The 17510-nt window shown below is 66.6% G+C and carries 17 protein-coding genes and 1 tRNA gene; 11 read left to right on the top strand and 7 right to left on the bottom strand.

The features are described 5' to 3' along the window. The first annotated feature begins 128 nt into the window (after nt 1–128). Complete coding sequence (locus FJW06_RS09625; protein ID WP_140750945.1) at nt 129–1727, top strand: cisplatin damage response ATP-dependent DNA ligase; 1599 nt, start codon at nt 129–131, stop codon at nt 1725–1727. A gap of 69 nt (nt 1728–1796) precedes the next feature. Here the strand turns inward: FJW06_RS09625 and FJW06_RS09620 are convergent, their stop codons facing one another. Then, on the bottom strand, nt 1797–2993 hold the full coding sequence (locus FJW06_RS09620; RefSeq protein WP_181178195.1) for a hypothetical protein: 1197 nt from the start codon (nt 2991–2993) through the stop codon (nt 1797–1799). Between the two features lie 337 nt (nt 2994–3330). Here FJW06_RS09620 and FJW06_RS09615 point away from each other — a divergent pair. From FJW06_RS09615 to FJW06_RS09575, 10 genes are all read left to right on the top strand, one after another. Then, nucleotides 3331–3406 (top strand) — tRNA-Thr (locus FJW06_RS09615). Nucleotides 3407–3818: 412 nt separating this feature from the next. Further along, nucleotides 3819–3977, top strand: a complete 159-nt coding sequence (locus FJW06_RS30055; protein WP_181178194.1) for a hypothetical protein — start codon at nt 3819–3821, stop codon at nt 3975–3977. Nucleotides 3978–4095: 118 nt separating this feature from the next. Beyond that, nucleotides 4096–4284: a DUF2158 domain-containing protein gene (locus FJW06_RS09610; protein WP_040986255.1), complete on the top strand. Its 189-nt coding sequence runs from the start codon at nt 4096–4098 to the stop codon at nt 4282–4284. Between the two features lie 155 nt (nt 4285–4439). After that, nucleotides 4440–4874, top strand: coding sequence for an acid-shock protein (locus tag FJW06_RS09605; protein WP_140750941.1), 435 nt, complete (start codon nt 4440–4442; stop codon nt 4872–4874). A gap of 42 nt (nt 4875–4916) precedes the next feature. Beyond that, the gene (locus FJW06_RS09600) at nt 4917–5462 is read left to right on the top strand and encodes an RNA polymerase sigma factor (protein WP_140750939.1); all 546 of its coding nucleotides are present in this window, start codon (nt 4917–4919) and stop codon (nt 5460–5462) included. Nucleotides 5463–5530: 68 nt separating this feature from the next. Beyond that, nucleotides 5531–5980, top strand: a complete 450-nt coding sequence (locus FJW06_RS09595) for a hypothetical protein (protein WP_140750937.1) — start codon at nt 5531–5533, stop codon at nt 5978–5980. Beyond that, on the top strand, nt 5977–6420 hold the full coding sequence (locus FJW06_RS09590) for a periplasmic heavy metal sensor (protein ID WP_140750935.1): 444 nt from the start codon (nt 5977–5979) through the stop codon (nt 6418–6420). The genes FJW06_RS09595 and FJW06_RS09590 overlap by 4 nt, the downstream gene beginning before the upstream one ends. Before the next feature lie 111 nt (nt 6421–6531). Further along, nucleotides 6532–6819 (top strand): hypothetical protein, encoded by a 288-nt coding sequence (locus FJW06_RS09585; RefSeq protein WP_140750932.1) that lies wholly within the window; start codon nt 6532–6534, stop codon nt 6817–6819. 106 nt (nt 6820–6925) lie between these two features. Further along, nucleotides 6926–8383, top strand: a complete 1458-nt coding sequence (locus tag FJW06_RS09580) for a DUF1800 family protein (protein ID WP_140750930.1) — start codon at nt 6926–6928, stop codon at nt 8381–8383. A gap of 16 nt (nt 8384–8399) precedes the next feature. Next, complete coding sequence (locus FJW06_RS09575; RefSeq protein ID WP_140750928.1) at nt 8400–9638, top strand: DUF1501 domain-containing protein; 1239 nt, start codon at nt 8400–8402, stop codon at nt 9636–9638. A 509-nt stretch (nt 9639–10147) separates the two neighbouring features. Here the strand turns inward: FJW06_RS09575 and FJW06_RS09570 are convergent. The 6 genes from FJW06_RS09570 to FJW06_RS09540 all read right to left on the bottom strand — a co-directional run bounded on the left by FJW06_RS09570 (nt 10148) and on the right by FJW06_RS09540 (nt 17447). Beyond that, a complete protein-coding gene (locus FJW06_RS09570) occupies nt 10148–10417 on the bottom strand; it encodes a hypothetical protein (protein WP_140750926.1) in 270 nt (89 codons plus the stop codon). Between the two features lie 87 nt (nt 10418–10504). Next, nucleotides 10505–12085: an indolepyruvate oxidoreductase subunit beta family protein gene (locus tag FJW06_RS09565; protein ID WP_140750924.1), complete on the bottom strand. Its 1581-nt coding sequence runs from the start codon at nt 12083–12085 to the stop codon at nt 10505–10507. Beyond that, nucleotides 12078–14231 (bottom strand): indolepyruvate ferredoxin oxidoreductase subunit alpha, encoded by a 2154-nt coding sequence (locus FJW06_RS09560; protein WP_140750922.1) that lies wholly within the window; start codon nt 14229–14231, stop codon nt 12078–12080. Before FJW06_RS09560 ends, FJW06_RS09565 begins: the two co-directional genes overlap by 8 nt. Nucleotides 14232–14292: 61 nt before the next feature. After that, the gene (locus FJW06_RS09555) at nt 14293–14775 is read right to left on the bottom strand and encodes a MarR family transcriptional regulator (protein ID WP_140750920.1); all 483 of its coding nucleotides are present in this window, start codon (nt 14773–14775) and stop codon (nt 14293–14295) included. Further along, a complete protein-coding gene (locus FJW06_RS09550) occupies nt 14775–16346 on the bottom strand; it encodes an NAD(P)/FAD-dependent oxidoreductase (RefSeq protein ID WP_140750918.1) in 1572 nt (523 codons plus the stop codon). Before FJW06_RS09550 ends, FJW06_RS09555 begins: the two co-directional genes overlap by 1 nt. Nucleotides 16347–16655: 309 nt before the next feature. Next, a complete protein-coding gene (locus tag FJW06_RS09540; RefSeq protein WP_140750916.1) occupies nt 16656–17447 on the bottom strand; it encodes a cyclase family protein in 792 nt (263 codons plus the stop codon). Nucleotides 17448–17510 lie beyond the last annotated feature (63 nt).

Genomic DNA, 17510 nt, shown 5'->3' with positions numbered 1-17510 from the left:
TCCAGTGCTGCAGGGGAAGCCCCAGGGCTGAAACCGCCAATCTCCCCCCTTGTGGGTGAGATGTCCGGCAGGACAGAGGGGGGCGCGAAGGAACGCAAACCTCGCCGATTTGCGTGGCGTGCGTGCCGATGAACCGCTTCGCCGAGCTCCTCGACCGTCTCGTGCTGACGCCGTCGCGCAACGGCAAGCTGACCCTGCTGACCGACTATTTCCGCAGTGTCGAGGATCCCGACCGCGGGTTGGCGCTGGCGGCGATCACCGGCGATCTCAACATCGCGGCGGTGAAGCCGGCGATGCTGCGCGCGCTGGTGGTCGAGCGCATGGACCCGGTGCTGTTCGGCTATTCCTATGACTATGTCGGCGACCTCGCCGAGACCGTGTCGCTGGTCTGGCCGCAACCGCAAGGGCACATCCCCGATCACGTGCCGACGCTTGCGGAGGTGGTCGGCAGGCTGCAGGCGGCAAGCCGCTCAGACGGGCCGAGGGTGCTGGCGCGGCTGCTCGACGACGCCAGCATCTCGGCGCGCTTCGCCATCATCAAGCTGGTGACCGGCGGTTTGCGCATCGGCGTGTCGGCGCGGCTCGCCAAGCAGGCGCTGGCCGATCTCGGCCAGGTCGATGTCGCCGAGATCGAGGAACTCTGGCATGGGCTGACGCCGCCTTATACCGCGCTGTTCGCCTGGCTGGAGGGCCGGGCGGAAAAGCCGAGGAGTGCTGCGCTTGCGCTGTTCCGGCCGGTGATGCTCTCCAACGCCGTCGATGACAACGACCTGGAAAAGCTCGAGCCGACCGACTATGCGGCGGAATGGAAGTGGGACGGTATCCGCGTGCAGGCGGTATGCGAAGGCGGCGTCCGCCGCCTCTATTCGCGCACCGGCGACGACGTGTCCGGCGCCTTCCCGGACCTTGCCGCGGCAATGAATTTCGAAGCGGCGCTCGACGGCGAGCTTTTGGTCGGCGACCCGCGCGAGGCGACCGGAACCTTTTCCGACCTGCAGCAGCGGCTGAACCGCAAGAGCGTGTCGCCAAAGATCCAGCAGCAATACCCGGCCTTCATGCGCTGCTACGACGCGCTGCAGATCGACGGCGAGGATCTGCGCGCGCTGCCCTTCACAGAGCGCCGCAAGCGGCTCGAAGCTTTCGTCAGGACGCTCGATCCCGGCCGCTTCGACCTTTCGCCCTTTGTCGAGTTCTCCGACTGGGAGACGCTGGAGCGGCTGCGCCAGGCACCGCCGCATCCGATCATCGAAGGGGTGATGCTGAAGCGCTGGGATTCGCCCTATCTCGCCGGCCGGCCGAAGGGCCCGTGGTTCAAGTGGAAGCGCGACCCGCACACTATCGACGCGGTGTTGATGTATGCGCAGCGCGGCCACGGCAAGCGCTCGAGCTTCTATTCCGACTACACGTTCGGCGTCTGGTCAGGCCCGGAGGGTTCGGAAGAGCTGGTGCCGGTCGGCAAGGCCTATTTCGGCTTCACCGACGAGGAGCTGAAAGAGATCGACAAATATGTGCGCGACAACACGATCGAGCGTTTCGGGCCTGTGCGTTCGGTGCGCGCCGACCGCAGGAACGGCCTTGTGCTGGAGGTGGCGTTCGAAGGCCTCAACCGCTCGACGCGCCACAAATCGGGCGTGGCGATGCGCTTTCCCCGCATCTCGCGGCTGCGCTGGGACAAGCCGGCGGCCGAGGCCGACCGCATCGAGACGCTGCAGGCTTTGTTGGACTGACAGCTGGCAATATTCAAGGTCGGCGCTGTCACCCCGCCCGGCGCTTCGCCAGCGTCGACAGGTACGTGATCACTGGGCGATCGAGACGCGTATCTCGTAAATATCGACCGACTTGCCCTTCTGGTCGAAGTCGGAATTGACCGCGATGGTGCCGGCTGCGCCCGGATGCTTGTCAGGGAACTGCACGTCGAACAGATATTCGTTGCGCTCATGGCCGACGGCGTAGCGCTTGCGGCCGCAATCGCCGAAATCGCCAAAATTGCAATCGACCGAGATTTGGGTCTCCTTGCCCTCTTCCGAGCGGGCGACGATATCGAACATGGCATGCTTGCCGGCAAGCTTCTCCAGCACGCCCTGACCGACATCGAAGGCAATGGCCGAACCCGACGCGCCGGAGCGGATGCGCAGGAACTGCCCTGTGTCGTCCTTCATCACTTCCGCATTGGCATCTGACGGCGTGCTGACACGGGTCGGGTCGGCGGGCGAGAAGACGTTGATCCAGTTCTTCGACTGATCCGCCTCGCCCGGCTTCTGCGGCGAGCCTGGCTCGGCCGGCGGCGAAGAATCCTCGTCGTCCAGCGTCGGCGCCGGTTCCGGCGGACCGGTGTCGAGCTCGGCCGCTGTCTTGAAGACCCCGTTCTGCTTGGCGAAATAGAGACCGATGCCGGCGGCCGCGAGCAGCGTCGCCACGACGAAGATCGCGGTCAGCGGCAGGCGCCGGCCCCTGATTCGCCGCTCGTCGCGGTCGGGCGCGACCTGCGCGCCGTTGCCGACGGGAGCGCCTGGCGAATCATCGAGCGAAGGCGCATCGGGAAGTGCTGTCTCGTCCGGCATGATGTCGGGCACGCGCGGCAGCACGCGCGAGCGCGGCTGGTCCGAAGCATCGGGCTGCACCGCGCCGTCGACGGTGATCGAGGGCGAGGGCGCTGATTGCGACGGCGGCCGAGGCGCGTCGACCGAGGGCGCGGCCGAAGCGGCCGGCGCTTCGACGCGGGGATCGGAGGCGCGATTGCCGGCCGGCGCGACGCTCTCCGGCGGCAGTGTCACGTCGGGTACGGCCGGCAGGAACTCCGACTCGATCTCGGTGATCTTGGCCTGCACCGCCTTGCGGCGGCTGATTGCGGCCTCGACGGTGACGTTCGGATTGGCCTGGAGGACGCGGTCGAGCGCGGCAAAAGCCGATCGATAGACCTTCTCGCGGAACGCCCGGTCCTCGGCATTGCCTTTCTCGAAGGCATTGCGGATCGCTTTCTCGATGGGGTCCAAGCGAGCTCCCTCTGCGCGTTCGCTCCCGGTTGTCTGATCGTTAGCCGCGGGCGGCCAATCAATCAACGGCGAGCGGCTGCCTTGCCGGCCAAAGCCATTTCGGCATCTTTTGTTGAAGAATCAACATTTTTCGTCACCGCTCGCACGGCCGCGCCAGCCAGCCGGGCACAAAGGACGGCCGGCCCGCGCGCCACCGTGGCCGCGTCCAGCGCCCGTCGCGCGGTAGCCGTAGATCGGAATTGCCGCCAGCGAGGCCGGAATTCACCGCTGCCCATCTTGAATTAGCGAGCAGTTGAGTCTATCACCCAGCCCATTCTGGAAGCCTGACGCTTCCCGGGCCGCTTTAGCTCAGTTGGTAGAGCACATCATTCGTAATGATGGGGTCGCGTGTTCGAGTCACGCAAGCGGCACCAAAATTTCTCCACGAGAACCAAGCTGTTAACGGAGGCCGAGCGCCGAGCGGTCCACCCGTGAGCCACGGGGGAATGGAGCAGATGGCAAAAGATCGCCGGCGGAGACAATCTGCCCCAAGGGAATAAGGGGCTATATCTTTGGTTCTTTCGGACCAATGCGTCCGGCAGCATGGACCTCGGTCGATTGTGGGCTAGCGGGCAAATCAGACAGTCTTGCGATCGCGCCGGCTGATAACCCCAAGCCCCCCGCCCATCGGTCGGCGCATGCCCGGCTTGCGGACCTCAAAATCCTAACCACAAAGCGAGCCGGGCTTCCTATCCGTGTACCTGTGCCGAGACGCAGATTGTCTGAAATGCAATGAGGAGTTGGACGGTCTATCACGTCGATTTCGAAGCAGGAGGCAACAACCCGATGCTGACTGAGATCGGAAACGTCGAAGCCGACAATCTTTTGGCGGCGGTGATCAAGGCACAGGCATTGTGGCCCGATGAAATGTCCATGACCGTCCGCCCGGCCGGAGACGACAGCCGATCGGCGCAGCCGACGGCTCCCCAGCGCGACACCGATTGAGAACGATCGGGCCGCTGGCCTTCGCCCTCCAGCCCTGTACCACGTCATCGGCGCATCTCGGCCATTGTCGGGAATCGATGTTGGTGGGAAACTCCCGTTGTCAGCATGGGAGGTCGAAATGCCCAATAGTTTCAAGACCGGAGACGTCGTCAGGCTGAAATCCGGAGGCCCGGAAATGACTGTCAGCGACGGTGCGGCTTCTGGCACGTATCTGTGCCACTGGTTCAACCGCGAGGGCGACGTCTGGACGCCGCAGCATGCAGGCTTCAAGCCGGACCAGTTGGTGGTCGTCGACCAGCCAAGATAGTCGTCGCCTCCTGCCCCTGGAAAGCCTCCGGTTTGGCAGTGCCGGATCCCGGGGATTTCTGTCCGGTCGAAAAAGGACCGACGGATTTTGCTCGTCGCCGCGTTCAACGGCTGAAGCGTGGCCGCCAATGGCCGCGCCCAACCGGAGACGAGAGCATGATCCGCCCCATCCTAATTGTCCTTGCCCTTGGCTTGCAGACCGCTGTCGCGGTCGCCCAGACGACCCCTGCCCCCGCGCCCGCCCAGACGCCGGACAGTTCGGCTGCCCCCAAGTCGGGCCAAATCAAATCCGGCCTGACGCTGGAAAAGTTCGAGGCGCGCCGGGAAAAGGCGTTCATGCGGGCCGACACCGACAATGACGGCAAGGTCAGCCTCGCCGAATGGACCGCTTTCCAGACCGCGCGCAAGGCCAAGGGCGATCCGGCCAAAACCTTTGCGCGTATCGACACCAACAAGGACGGCTTCGTCGACAAGGGCGAGCTCGACGCCTTCCTCGCCAAGCGCTTCGCCAGGCTCGACAAGAATAGCGACGGCGTGCTCAGCGCCGACGAGAGGCCGGGCCACAAAACCGCTCCCAATGAGGAGCAATGACCAAGAGGTTATGCCGAGCAATGACACACGGGAGCGCCCCTGTTGACGGGCGCCGATCCGGACGAGGAACTGGTACGCCGCATCGGTGCCGGCGATCCCGCCGCCGTGCAGGCGATGGTGGCGCGCAAGCTGCCACGCATCCTTGCCCTGGCCGCAAGGATGCTCGGCGACGCGGCGGAGGCCGAGGACGTCGCTCAGGAGACTTTCGTGCGCATCTGGCGCCACGCCTCCGGCTGGCGTCAGGGACACGCGAGATTCGACACCTGGATCCACCGGGTGGCGCTCAACCTCTGCTACGACCGGCTGCGGCGCCGGCGCGAATGGACGACGGACGAGTTGCCGGAGGTTGCCGATGACGCACCGCTTCCCGATGCCGTGCCGGGGGACGATGAGCGCAGGGTCAACCAGGCGCTGCAGCGCCTCGCGCCGCGCCAGCGCGAGGCGATCGTGCTGGTCTATTATCAGGAGCTGTCCAACATCGAGGCCGCCGGCGTCATGCAGATCAGCGTCGATGCGCTGGAAAGTTTGCTCGCGCGGGGCCGGCGCGCTTTGCAGGCCATGCTCGTTGGAGACGATGGCAATGACTGAGACAGCAAAGGCATTGGCGGCTTCGCGGGCAAGGACGGCTTCGCCGGAACGGCGGAAGGGGGAACGACATGGCTGAGAGACCTTCGGACGGGCCAATGGATGCCGGGCGCTTCGCCGCGCTGGCGGATGCCTATGGCAGCGCCTTGCACCGCTGGCCGCCGGCCGATCAGGCCGCTGCGATGCTGTTTGCCGAGACCGACGAGGGCCGCGCCGTCCTGCGGCGCGCCGGCAGGCTCGACACCATGCTCGACCGCCATCGGGTCGAAGCACCCGGGCCGGCACTGCATCGCACGATCCTCGCCCGCGCCGCGGCCGAGGTCAGGCAGGAGCGCCGGCGGCGGTTCTGGTGGCTGGGCTTCGGGCTTGCCGGCGTCGGGCTTGCCGGCGCCGTGGCCGGGCTGGCGCTGGTGACCGTCGTCAGCCCGGATATCCAGCCCGATCACTATGTGATGGACGCCAATGCGACGTCCTTCGGCGACGCCGGCCCCGATGTCGACCAAACCGAGGAGGATCTATGAGCCCCCGTCTCGTCGCGGCATCCCTGGTGCTCAACGTTTTTCTGATCGGCGCGCTCGCGGGCGGCGCCGGCTGGCTGATCGGCAAGTCCAATCCGGGCTTTTCGCTGGAATCGGCCGGCGGCAGATTGCCGGCCGCCGACCGCAAGGTCTTCCGCCAGGCGCTGCGCGAGGTGCGCCGCGAATCCCGCGACGTGATCCTCGACGGGCAGGCCGCGCGGCGCGAGGCGGCGAACCTGCTGCAGCAACCCACCCTCGACAGCAACGCGCTTGCCGCCGCCCTGGAGCGGGCGCGCAACGCCGATGTCACGATTCGCACGCGGCTGGAACAGCGCATCATCGAATTCGCCGCATCGGGATCGGCGGAGGATCGCCAATTGCTGGCGGACGCACTGCTTCGGCGCGCCGGCCGGCAGCCGCCGCCTGCAAAAAAATCGCCATAGGCAGCGACGGAAAGGCGGGCGCGCTCCGTTCAAGGGAAAGAGGGACAGACCTGTGACCGCCTTCAGCGGCGGGCAGGTTCTCTTCAAGCTCGAAACCTTCGGGAGTACGCCATGAACAGTCTGACGAAATATTCACTCGCAGCAGCGCTCGCCATCGGCGGCACGGCCGCCGCAAGCGCCGCCTCGGCGATGCCGATCGCACCGGTCGCACCTGCGCCGGCAACGATAGAGCATGTCGCCTGGGGCTGCGGTCCGGGCTGGCATCCCAACTACTGGGGCCGCTGCGTGCCCAATCGCCGCGCGATCTATCCCGGTTATTATTACTGGGGCGGACCCCGCGTCTATATCGGCCCGGTCTGGCATCCTTACCACCGCTGGCACCACTGGCGCCGCTGGTGACGGCCCGCTCGTGGCGCCGGTGCTGCGGCCGGCGCCGTGAGCGCTCTTGCGATCATTGGAACATGTCGACCGGCGCGGTCTGCGTCGGCTTCGGACGGAGGCTTCGTTGGCCGCACCGGTTTCACAATCCGCCTGGCCTGATCCGACGCTGGTGGCGCTCCACCGCTTCGGCCTCGGCGCAAGGCCCGGCGACGATTTCGGCAAGATCGCCGCCGATCCGCGCGGCTACCTAGTGGCCGAGCTCAAGCAGCAGGACATCGCGCTGATTTCCCCCGCCGACCCGCGGAATGCCGGACTGCTGGACAGCACTGCGGCGATCCAGGCCAGCATGACGGCGGCCATGGAGCGCAAGGCGGCGCGGGATGAGAAGGCGGCGGCGGCCGTGCAGCCGATGGCAGCGGATGATCCAGCCGGCCCGGGCGTGACAAAAGCCAAGCCGTCGGTGCCACGTGTCGAGGCCGATATCTATCGCGACGAGGCGCAGGCCCGGTTCGACAAGGCGCTCGCCGCGACGCCCGGCTTCGTGGAGCGGCTGGTCGGCTTCTGGTCGAACCATTTCTGCGTTTCCGTCGCCAAGGCCCCGGTCGTGCGTGCCTGCGCGGGCGCCTTCGAACGCGAGGCGATCCGCCCCTTCGTGCTCGGCCGCTTCGCCGATATGCTTTTGGCCGTCGAGCACCACCCGGCCATGCTGTTCTATCTCGACAACCAGCAGTCCATCGGCCCCGATTCCCGCGCCGGCAAGCGGCGCGGACGCGGCCTCAACGAGAACCTCGCCCGCGAGATCCTGGAGTTGCACACGCTGGGCGTCGGCAGCGGCTATACCCAGGCCGACGTGACCAGTTTCGCCGCCATGCTGACCGGCTGGACGATGGCCGGCCGCGAGGGACGGCTGGGAGAACCGGGGACCTTCGTCTTCAACGCCAACGCGCACCAGCCAGGCAAGGCGATGCTGCTCGGCAAGACCTATCCCGACGGCGGCATGGGCCAGGCGGAGGCGGCGCTCAACGGCATTGCCCGCCACCCGGCCACGGCACAGCATATCGCCAGCAAGCTTGCCCGCCATTTCATCGCGGACGATCCACCGCCGGCGGCGATCGCTCGCCTCGCTACGGTCTTCACCAAGACCGACGGCGACCTGCGCTCGATCGCCTTGACGCTGATCGACATGCCCGAAGCCTGGTCGACGCCGCTGACCAAGCTGCGCTCGCCCTTGGACTTTGTCGTGGCGCTGCGGCGGGCGGTCGGCGCCACCGCCGGCAACGAACCGCAACGGTCGCTTCGCTGGCTGAGCGTGCTCGGCGAGCCGCTGTGGCGGCCGCCAGGGCCGAACGGCTTTTCCGACCGGACCGATGCATGGGCCTCCGCCGAGGGTCTCAAGACGCGGCTCGACATCGCCTGGCAGGCCGCGAAGCAGACGGACGACATCGGCGATCCCGACGAGACACTGGCGTCGCTGATCGGCACGTCCGCCTCGGCCGAAACACGGCAGGCGATTTCGCGCGCTGAGTCCAAGCAGCAGGGCCTGGCGCTGCTGTTGATGGCGCCGGAATTCCAGCGCCGGTAGCAATGGAGATGCGGCCATGAGCCTTCTTTGCGAAACCCCCAGCCTGTCCCGCCGCGCGGTGCTGATGAGCGGCGGCGCGCTGTTTGCCTGGGCCTACCTGCCGCGTTTCGCGCGCGCGGCCGACAAGCGCGACCCGCGCCTGATCGTCATCCTGCTGCGCGGCGCACTGGACGGACTATCTACCGTCGGGCCGGTCGGCGATCCGGATTATGCCGGCCTGCATGGCGATATCGCGCTTTCGCTCTCAGGCGCCAACCCGGCATTGCCGCTCGACGGTTTCTTCGCCGTCAACCCGGCAATGCCGGTGTTTGCGCGCCTGTTCAAGGCGAGCCAGGCGGCGGTGGTGCACGCCGCTGCGACTGGCTATCGCGATCGCTCGCATTTCGACGGCCAGGACGTGCTGGAAAGCGGTCTGCCGGGCCCCGGCAACGCCACGACCGGCTGGCTCAACCGGGCGCTGGCCAGCCTGCCGGCGGGCGAGCGCGTGGCTAAGCTCGGCGGGCTGGCGGTCGGGCCTTCGACGCCGCTGGTGATCCGCGGCGGCGCGCCCGTGCTCGGCTGGGCGCCGCAGGCGCTGCCGGCGCCCGGCGATGCTTTGGCCGAGCGCGTGCTCGATCTCTACAATCATCGCGACCCGGTATTGGCCGCAGCACTTCAGAAAGGACTCGACGCCGACCGCATGGCGATGGGCGACCAACTCGGGGGCAAGACGATGAAGCCGAAAGGCGGCCTCGACAATGCCGCCGGCATGCGCCAGTCGGCGCAAGGCGCGGCGAAGCTGATGGCTGCAGACGACGGGCCGCGCATCGCAGCGCTCGCCTTCGACGGCTGGGACACGCATGTCAACGAAGGCGGCGCCTCCGGCCGGCTCGCCAACCTGCTCGGCGGCCTCGACGGTGCCTTCGAGGAATTCGAGAAGGGGCTCGGCGGGCGCTGGCAGGACACGGCGGTCGTCGCGATTACCGAGTTTGGCCGCACAGCCCGCATCAACGGCACTGTCGGCACCGACCACGGAACGGGCACGGTGGTGCTTCTAGCCGGTGGCGCGATCAGGGGCGGCCGCGTCATCGCCGACTGGCCGGGACTGAAGCCGGCACAGCTCTACGAGCAGCGCGACCTTGCGCCGACAAGCGATGTGCGCGCGGTGCTGAAGGGGCTGCTGGCGGACCAGTTCGGCCTGTCGGCGGCAGTGCTTGGCGACAAGGTGTTTCCTGAGTCGGCTGCGGTGAAGCCGATGCGGGATCTGGTGGTGTGAGCGCTGGGTTTGCCTGCCGGCGACAGGCGCCCGTTGGCAAGGAACGCAGCAGCGCAAGATGAGATCAGCCGCGATCCTTCGCGCCTGGCGTGACTTATCAGGCCGAAGCTTGATTGCCACGTGGTTCCCCCAATCCGTCGCTGCTCCGCAGCGCCACCTTTCCCCCCTCCGGAGGGAAAGGAAGGAGCGTTGCCGGACGAGCGTGACGGCAAGAAGCTTGGCGCCTTCCTCTACCCCGTCGATCGGGGGAGAGGTGGCTCGGCGAAGCCGAGACGGAGTGGGGGTCGATAAGCGCTATATTGGACAATGCCAAGTTGGCATGCACGCTATAGCCAAACCAGCCATCTGGAAATGTATGCATGCCGTAGACCCGTTGCGAGGGAGATGTCCGGCAGGGCGCTGTCCTGCCGGCTTCTCTCTCTTTGGCCTGTCTGAACCCTCGCGCGGGAAACTCAACAAAAAACGCCCGCGTCGTTTCCAGCGTGGGCGTCGATCCCTTCGACGGGTCATCAGCTCCAGAAACCGGGGTGCCAACGGCCGTGAAACCAGAAGCCGGGGTGCCAGTGGCGCACATGCATCGGGCGGATGATCACCCGGCCATTCGGCACGCATCTGCCCCAGCGGTTCATGTGCCAGCCGGGGCCGCAGCGCCAGCCGACGCTCTCGAGCGGCAGCGGCGTGGCACTTGGCTTGATAAGCGGCATAGCCTCGGAGCCGGCGCCGGACAGCATCAAGGTGCCGGCGGCCAAGGCGATGGGCAGAAAGTATTTTGCGAACATGCATTGTCTCCGTAATTCGTCCCTACCTCCGTGAAACGGAGGATGGGGCCGGATTCCGTCGGGGCGAGATGGATCACATCCTCGTTATCAGGCGGCGCCTTCGTTGAGCGTCGCCACGGTCTTCAATGCGCCGTCCAGCATGTCGCCCTTCTCGTCCTTCAGCGCCGCCTCGCGCAGGCGGCGGATCCAGTCGGCGGCGTCTTCGCGGCCCTTGAGCGTCGGCAGCGCCGAGAGCACGCGGTCGAATTTCGACTGGGCGCGGGCATGGGTGTCGCTGTAGCCCTTGATCAGCCGGCGGCAGTTCAGGATCTCGGTGGCCAAAGCGTAGTCCTGGCGCGCATGGCTAAGCGCCAGGCTATACCAGCGCTCAAGATGCTCGAGCTCCGCCTTATGGCGCAGCAGGCGGCGGCGCCAGCGGCGCAGGCCGCCGATGAACCACAGCATGGTGAAGCCGGTGAAACTGTCGGTGCGGATGTGGCGGCCGCGATTGATGCGGCGGTCGAGGAAGGCGGCGAGCTTCGGGCGATTCTCGATGTAGCTGCCGAGCCCCGCCGGCAGCGTGCCGCAGAACTCCTCGATGCGCGGGTGAAAATATTCGGTGACCTGCAGGACCGAGCCTTCCTTGACGCCGACCTCCTTGCGCACGCGCTTGTCGCGCGTCGAACGAGTCTTCAGATCGGCGACGCGGATCATGTCGTCGTAGCACATGGCATTGGCGAGATGCTTTGCCGCGGCGATCGACAGCGCGTAGCCGCGCTCCGCGTTGTCGAGCGCGACGGCCTTGTCCAGCCGCTCGAGATATTCGCCGCCATAGGCGATGTCCTGATAATCGACCACCTTCTTCAGCCCGCGCTCGGCCATGTCGCGCGACGGTTTCGGCAACGCCGCGACGCGGGCGGCAAGCTCCTGCCAGCCTTTCAGCAAGGTTTCGGGTCCGCTGACCTTCGCCCCCGATCTGGGTTCGGCCACAGCAGGCTTCGCTGCCTGCTCGCCCGTCGGCGCGGCCGCGATGCCGCGCGCGCGGTCACAGGCGGCGCCGAAGGCGGCGAGGCTGGCTTTCACGCCGCGGCCGCCGGCGCCGATCGCCTGCTCGTAGCTTTCACGTGTGAGGGGCAGCGCGTCGGAACCGGCCAGCGCACCGAGCAGGCTGGCCGAAATCATCGTGCCATTGTCGGCAGCGATCTTTTCCATGTCGAAGGCGATGAAGCGCTTGGCCGCGGCTTGCGCCGTCGCGTGGACCTTCTCCGACGAGGCGCGGCCGTCACCCGGCTCGATCTTTTCCGAGACGGCGGCGATGCGGTGCGAGGACGTAATCAGCGTTGTGCGCTCGGGCGTGACGAAACCGCGGATGATGGCGCGGCCGGCCTCCATCAGTTCGGCCGCGATCAGGATGTCGACGTCGCCCTGTGACGGCGACAGCGCAAAGACCGGCAGCCGGCCGGTGTCGCGGGCCATCTCGATGTAATAGATCGTGGCGCCGGTGCGCTGGGCGACGCCGGCGACGGAGGTCGATTGCGCGATATAGCCGTTGCGCTCTGCGACGTCGGTGATCCAGTCGGCAAGCACGCCGCCGCCCTGGCCGCCGACCGCGAGCACGGCGAGTTTTATCACCCGCTCGTCATCAGAAGCGCCCGTCTTCGGGCGCAGCGCTGCGTTGTGGTCAAGCATCGGCGAACGTCAAACGGCGGCTCTCGCGGCGCCGCTGCAACAGGCCGATCACGGCGCGGCGCGCGCTTTCGAGGAAACGGTCCCAGCGGCCAGGATTGTGCACGACATCGGCGCGGTAGAAGGACGGGCACAGCACCGCCGCATCCGCCACCTCGCCGCAATTGCCGCAGCCGACGCAGTTCTGGTCAATCGAGGCGACCGGATCGTCGCGCAACGGATCGTCGAGCGACTTGACCGACAGCGACGGACAGCCGGAGAGCCGCATGCAGGCGTGGTCGCCGGTGCAGATGTCCTCGTCGACGCCGAATTTCGGCTTGACGATGCGCTCGCCGCCCTTGATCGCCTTGTCGACCAGCGGCTTCTCGCGGCGCTGCCGGTTGAGCATGCATTCCGACGAGGCGACGATGACCTTCGGTCCCTTTTCTTCCGTCGTCAGAGCCTCGCGCAAGGTTGCCTGCATCTTGCCGACGTCATAGGTGCGGTCGATGTGGCGCAGCCATTTTACGCCCATGCCCTTCACCGCCTCGTCGATCGGATGCTTTGTGGACTTGGTGCGGTTGTTGGCGCGCGACGACAGGATGTCCTGGCCGCCAGTGGCGGCCGAATAGAAATTGTCGACGACGACGATGACGCCGTCATTCCGGTTGAAGACGGCATTGCCGATCGAGGAGGTCAGGCCGTTGTGCCAGAAGCCGCCATCGCCAACGAAGGAGATCGAGCGGCGTTTTGCTTCGGGTGAATTGAACGCCGAAGCCGAGGCCGGCCCGAGTCCGTAGCCCATGGTGGTGGCGCCGAGCTCGAAGGGCGGCATGATCGAGAACAGATGGCAGCCGATGTCGGAGGCGATGTGATGCTTGCCGAGCTCTTGTTCGACCAGCTTGGTCGCGGCGAAGATCGGCCGCTCCGGGCAGCCGACGCAGAAGCCCGGCGGCCGGCCGGGAACGACATTGATGAGATCGGCGGTGTCGACGCCTTCGCCCAACTTGTTCGGCGCGCGGACCTCGTCCGGCAAAAGATGCGGGGCGTTGGCGCGCAAGAAGGAGCCGATACCGTCGAGCATCACCTGTCCGGTGTATTCGCCGGCCATCGGCAGATGCTCCTTGCCGACCAGCTTGGTGCCGCGCCCGGCCTTGTGCAGCATCGCGGCAAAGGCCTGCTCGATGTAATTGGGCTGGCCTTCCTCGACGACCAGCACTGCCTGCTTGCCCTCGCAGAAGGCGAGGAACTCGTCGTCGACCAGCGGATAGACGGCGTTCAGCACATAGAGCGGCACGTCGGTGTCGCCATAGGTGTCGGCAAGGCCGAGCCGCTGCAGCGCGCGGATGACGGAATTGTACATGCCGCCCTGCATGGCGATGCCGACCGAGCCATGATCCGGTCCGAACAGTTCGTTGATCTTGCGGCTCTTGATGAAATCCACCGCGGCCGGCCAGCGCTTGGCGACCTTCTCCTTCTCATGCAGGAAGGAGGCGGGCGGCAGCACGATGCGGCCGGTGTCGCGGCGCGGCGCCGAAAGCGCATCGGCGACCGACATTGGCGGGCGCTTGTTGTCCTTGGCGATGAAGTGGCCGTGGACGTGGCAGCAGCGGATGCGCACCTGCAGCATGACCGGCGTGTTCGAGACCTCCGACAATTCGAAGCCGTCCTCGACCGCCTTGACGATCGAGGGCAGGTTCGGGCGCGGGTCGAGCAGCCAGACCTGGCTCTTCATGGCGAAGGCGTGGCTTCGCTCCTGCATGATGGAGGAGCCCTCGCCATAGTCTTCGCCGACGATGATCAGCGCGCCGCCGGTGACCCCACCGGACGCCAGGTTCGCCAGCGCGTCGGAGGCGACATTGGTGCCGACCGTCGACTTGAAGGTGGCCGCACCCCGGATCGGGTAGTGCACGGAGGCGGCGAGCATGGCGGTGGCGGTCGCTTCCGAGGCGCTCGCCTCGAAATGCACGCCGAGCTCGCCCAGGATGTCCTGCGCGTCGGCCAGCACATCCATCAGATGGCTGATCGGCGCGCCCTGATAGCCGCCGACATAGCCGACGCCGCATTGCAAGAGCGCCTTGGTGATGGCGAGGATGCCCTCGCCGGCGAATTCCTCGCCGGCGCCAAGCCTCAGCTTTTCGACTTCCTTGGCAAAAGACCGTTCGGCCATCTCTGCCTCCTTCCGTTGCCGCCTTCCCGTTGCCTTTGGGCGGGCGGCGCGTGCGTCAAACTCAGATGTCGTGCTTGCGGATGTTCTTCAGCATCTTCTGCAGAATCGCGATCAGCGCGGCATATTCGGCATCGTCGACACCGTCGAACATCGCCTCGAAGGCGTCGTGCATGGCCGGCCAGGCGCGGGTGAACAGCGCGCGGCCGTCATCGGTCAGGAACACATGGCGGATGCGGCTGTCGGTGACGCCCTGCTCGCGCCGCACCAGGCCCTGACCTTCGAGCGTGTCGAGCGTGCGGCTCAAGGTCGACTGCTCGATCACCGTATAGACCGAGAGGTCGTTGACGGTGACGCCGTCGGTGACCGAGAGCACGGCGAGTGTCCGCACCTGCGGAATGGTCAGGCCCTGCTTGCGGAAGTTGTCGCGCAGGGTGGCGTTGTAGCGGCCCATGATGCGGTTCATCAGATAGGGCGCGAATTGCTGCAGGCCGATCTGGCCGAGGGTCGAGATGCGCTGGCGCTTTTCCGGAAGCTTCTGTTCCATCAGAGCCTCCCCGCCAGAAGGAAGCCGGAGCCGCCACCGAGGCCGGCGCCCGGATGGGTCGAGGCGCCGATGTGATAGAGGCCCTTGATGCCGGTCTCATGGTTGCGGCTCGCCTTGAACGGCCGCCACAGGAAGGACTGGTCGATGGTGGACGAGCCGCCATAAGGATCGCCGCCGACCAGGTTGATGTTCATCGCCTCGAGATCGGCCGGCGAATAGGCGCGGCGGGCAATCACCGTGTCGCGGAAACCGTCGATGTGGCTGGCGAGGATCGCCTCGACGCGATCGGCATAGGCCTCGCGCAGCGCTTCGGTCCAGCGGCCGTCGGCGGGGGCTTCGAGCTTGCCGGCGGCATCGCCCTTGACGTGCCGCGGCGCCTCGGGCAGCTGCAGCCACAGGATCGCCTTGCCTTCCGGGCAGCGCGAGGGATCGAGCACATGCGGCTGCCCGACGCAGATGGTCGGCACTTCCGGCAGCAGGCCGCGCACCGCTTCGTTGCAGGCTTTCGAGACACCGTCCAAACCCGGCGTCAGATGCAGCAGCGCCACCTTGTCGAGGCCCTCGCCACGCCATGCGGGCGACTTTTCCAGCGCGTAATGGATCTGGAAATTGCCTTTGCCGTAGCGATAGGACTGCGTGGCCTTGGTTGCCGCTTCCGGCGCATCCCTGCCGAGCAGGCGGCCGTAAAGCTGCGTCGGCGTGACGGAGCAGATGACACTCTTCTCGGCGTTCAACGTCTCGCCGGACGCAAGCCGCACGCCGGAGACGCGGCCACCGCTCTGGACGACCGAGGCGACATCGGCGTTGAGGCGAATCTCGCCGCCACGCTCCTTGATCAGCGCCTCGAAGGCGGCGAGTAGGTTTTTCGCGCCGCCCTTGACGATCGGCGCGCCGGCCGCCTCCAGCGCGAAGGCGATGACCTTGGCGATCTGGCCGGAGAAGGCGTCTTCCGGGCCGAGCCCGGCATGCAGCACCCAGGGCGCCCAGAGCGCGCGGACGAGGTCGGAACCGTAAGTCGTTTCCAGCCAGCCGCGCGCTGGCACCAGCGCCTCGCCCATGAAGGCGGCGAGGTCGCGCGGACCGCGCCGCCAGGCTTCGCCAGCCAACAGCTTCGTCGTCGGATAGGACCAGAGCGCGCCGCCGAGCAGGCCGAACAGCAGGCCGGCATTGCGCTCGATGCCGCCGACATCAGTGCCGTGCCGGTCGCCGTCGCCGGCGGCGATCCGGTTCAGCGTCGCGATGTTGGCGCCACGGTCGGTGGTGAGCACGGCATGGCTGCCGTCGGGCGTGAGCACGCCTGTCGGCGTGGCGGTGTTGCAGAATTCCAGCCCATGCCGCGCGAGGTCCTTGCCGAGCGCGGCGAAGGCCGGCGACGTGATGAACAGCACGAAGGTAGTCGCCATCACGTCGTGGACGAAGCCCGGCGCCGTGATCTCCTCGGTGCGCATGCAGCCACCGATACGATCATTGCGCTCGAGCACGAGCACCTTGGCGCCTTTGGCGCCGAGTACTGCCGCACAAACCAGGGCGTTGATGCCGCTGCCGACGATGATGTGATCGACGACGGTCATTGGGCGCTCGCAAGCGATGAGAGGCGAAGGTCAGTCGCGCAAAGCCCAGTTCCTTCGCGCCCCCCTCTGTCCTGCCGGACATCTCCCCCTCTAGGGGGGAGATCAGCTGTCATCGCGGCTTTCGCTAATTGTCCACGTTGCGGGATCGAGTGGGGCGCCAAAGCCGTCAGTCTCCCCCCTTGTGGGGGAGATGTCCGGCAGGACAGAGGGGGACGCCGTAGAGCGCCAGCGCTGCACGGCCACCCTCCCCGCCTCACCATCGCTCCATTGCCCTCGAGCATGATCTTCTCCCGAAGACCGCCGCCTCGCCTACTTGCCCGGCACCAGCGCCAAAGCGCGGATCGGGCTGCCGGTGCCGCGCTCGATCTTGAGCGGGGCGGCGATCAGGATCGCGCCCTTCGGCGGCAGCTGGTCGAGATTGCAGAGGCTGGCAAGGCCGTAACGGTTGGCCTTGTGCATCAGCGTGTGGGCCGGGAATGGCGGCTCCATGCCGCCGGCCTTGCCGGCGTCGGTGCCGATCGTCTCCGAGCCCCAGCCCTTGATGTCCTTGGCGATCAGGAACTGGATGGCCTCCGCCGTCGGGCCGGGCGTGTGCGGCCCGGTCTCGTTGGCGTTGAGGAATTCGGCTTCCGAGCCGTTGCGCTTGTACCAGTCGGTGCGCATCACCACCCATTCGCCGGGATTGATGGCGCCATGCTTGGCTTCCCAGGCCTTGATGTGGTCGACGGTGAGCAGGAAGTCATGGTCTGCCGCCGCTTCCGCCGAGCAGTCGATGACGTTGACCGGGCCGATGAAATTCTGCGCCGGAATGGTGTCGGTGGCGCCGTCCGGATAATCTTTGCCGGTGATCCAGTGCTGCGGCGCGTCGAAATGCGTGCCCGAATGCTCGCCGAGCTTCAGCCAGTTCCAGGCCCACCACGGACCGTTCTTGTCGTATTTGGAGATCTCATGGATCTCGACCTTCGGCGTGTCGACGGCGAGTTCCGGCGGCAGCTTGATCAGCGGGGTGTTCGGTCCAAGCGGCGCCGTCAGGTCGACCACCTTGATTTCTCCCGAAAGCAGCTGGCTGGCGACCTCGCCGAGGAGTTTTTGCGTGTCCATGGTCTTTGTTCCCTCTTGTCCGTGATCATCAAGGCTCGTTGCGGCCCTTAATATACCTACTAG

This window comes from Mesorhizobium sp. B4-1-3 (genome assembly GCF_006439355.1).
In the GTDB taxonomy this organism is placed as follows: domain Bacteria; phylum Pseudomonadota; class Alphaproteobacteria; order Rhizobiales; family Rhizobiaceae; genus Mesorhizobium.
Note: the sequence above shows the minus strand (reverse complement) of the source record. Positions and strands in the feature narration are given on the sequence as shown.

Coding starts and splice junctions, on each gene's coding strand:
- FJW06_RS09585 (WP_140750932.1), top strand. CDS start 6,532: ATGAACAGTCTGACGAAATATTCACTCGCAGCAGCGCTCGCCATCGGC.
- FJW06_RS09590 (WP_140750935.1), top strand. CDS start 5,977: ATGAGCCCCCGTCTCGTCGCGGCATCCCTGGTGCTCAACGTTTTTCTG.
- FJW06_RS09540 (WP_140750916.1), bottom strand. CDS start 17,447: ATGGACACGCAAAAACTCCTCGGCGAGGTCGCCAGCCAGCTGCTTTCG.
- FJW06_RS09555 (WP_140750920.1), bottom strand. CDS start 14,775: ATGGAACAGAAGCTTCCGGAAAAGCGCCAGCGCATCTCGACCCTCGGC.
- FJW06_RS09625 (WP_140750945.1), top strand. CDS start 129: ATGAACCGCTTCGCCGAGCTCCTCGACCGTCTCGTGCTGACGCCGTCG.
- FJW06_RS09605 (WP_140750941.1), top strand. CDS start 4,440: ATGATCCGCCCCATCCTAATTGTCCTTGCCCTTGGCTTGCAGACCGCT.
- FJW06_RS09575 (WP_140750928.1), top strand. CDS start 8,400: ATGAGCCTTCTTTGCGAAACCCCCAGCCTGTCCCGCCGCGCGGTGCTG.
- FJW06_RS09550 (WP_140750918.1), bottom strand. CDS start 16,346: ATGACCGTCGTCGATCACATCATCGTCGGCAGCGGCATCAACGCCCTG.
- FJW06_RS09595 (WP_140750937.1), top strand. CDS start 5,531: ATGGCTGAGAGACCTTCGGACGGGCCAATGGATGCCGGGCGCTTCGCC.
- FJW06_RS09560 (WP_140750922.1), bottom strand. CDS start 14,231: ATGGCCGAACGGTCTTTTGCCAAGGAAGTCGAAAAGCTGAGGCTTGGC.
- FJW06_RS09570 (WP_140750926.1), bottom strand. CDS start 10,417: ATGTTCGCAAAATACTTTCTGCCCATCGCCTTGGCCGCCGGCACCTTG.
- FJW06_RS09610 (WP_040986255.1), top strand. CDS start 4,096: ATGCCCAATAGTTTCAAGACCGGAGACGTCGTCAGGCTGAAATCCGGA.
- FJW06_RS09565 (WP_140750924.1), bottom strand. CDS start 12,085: ATGCTTGACCACAACGCAGCGCTGCGCCCGAAGACGGGCGCTTCTGAT.
- FJW06_RS30055 (WP_181178194.1), top strand. CDS start 3,819: ATGCTGACTGAGATCGGAAACGTCGAAGCCGACAATCTTTTGGCGGCG.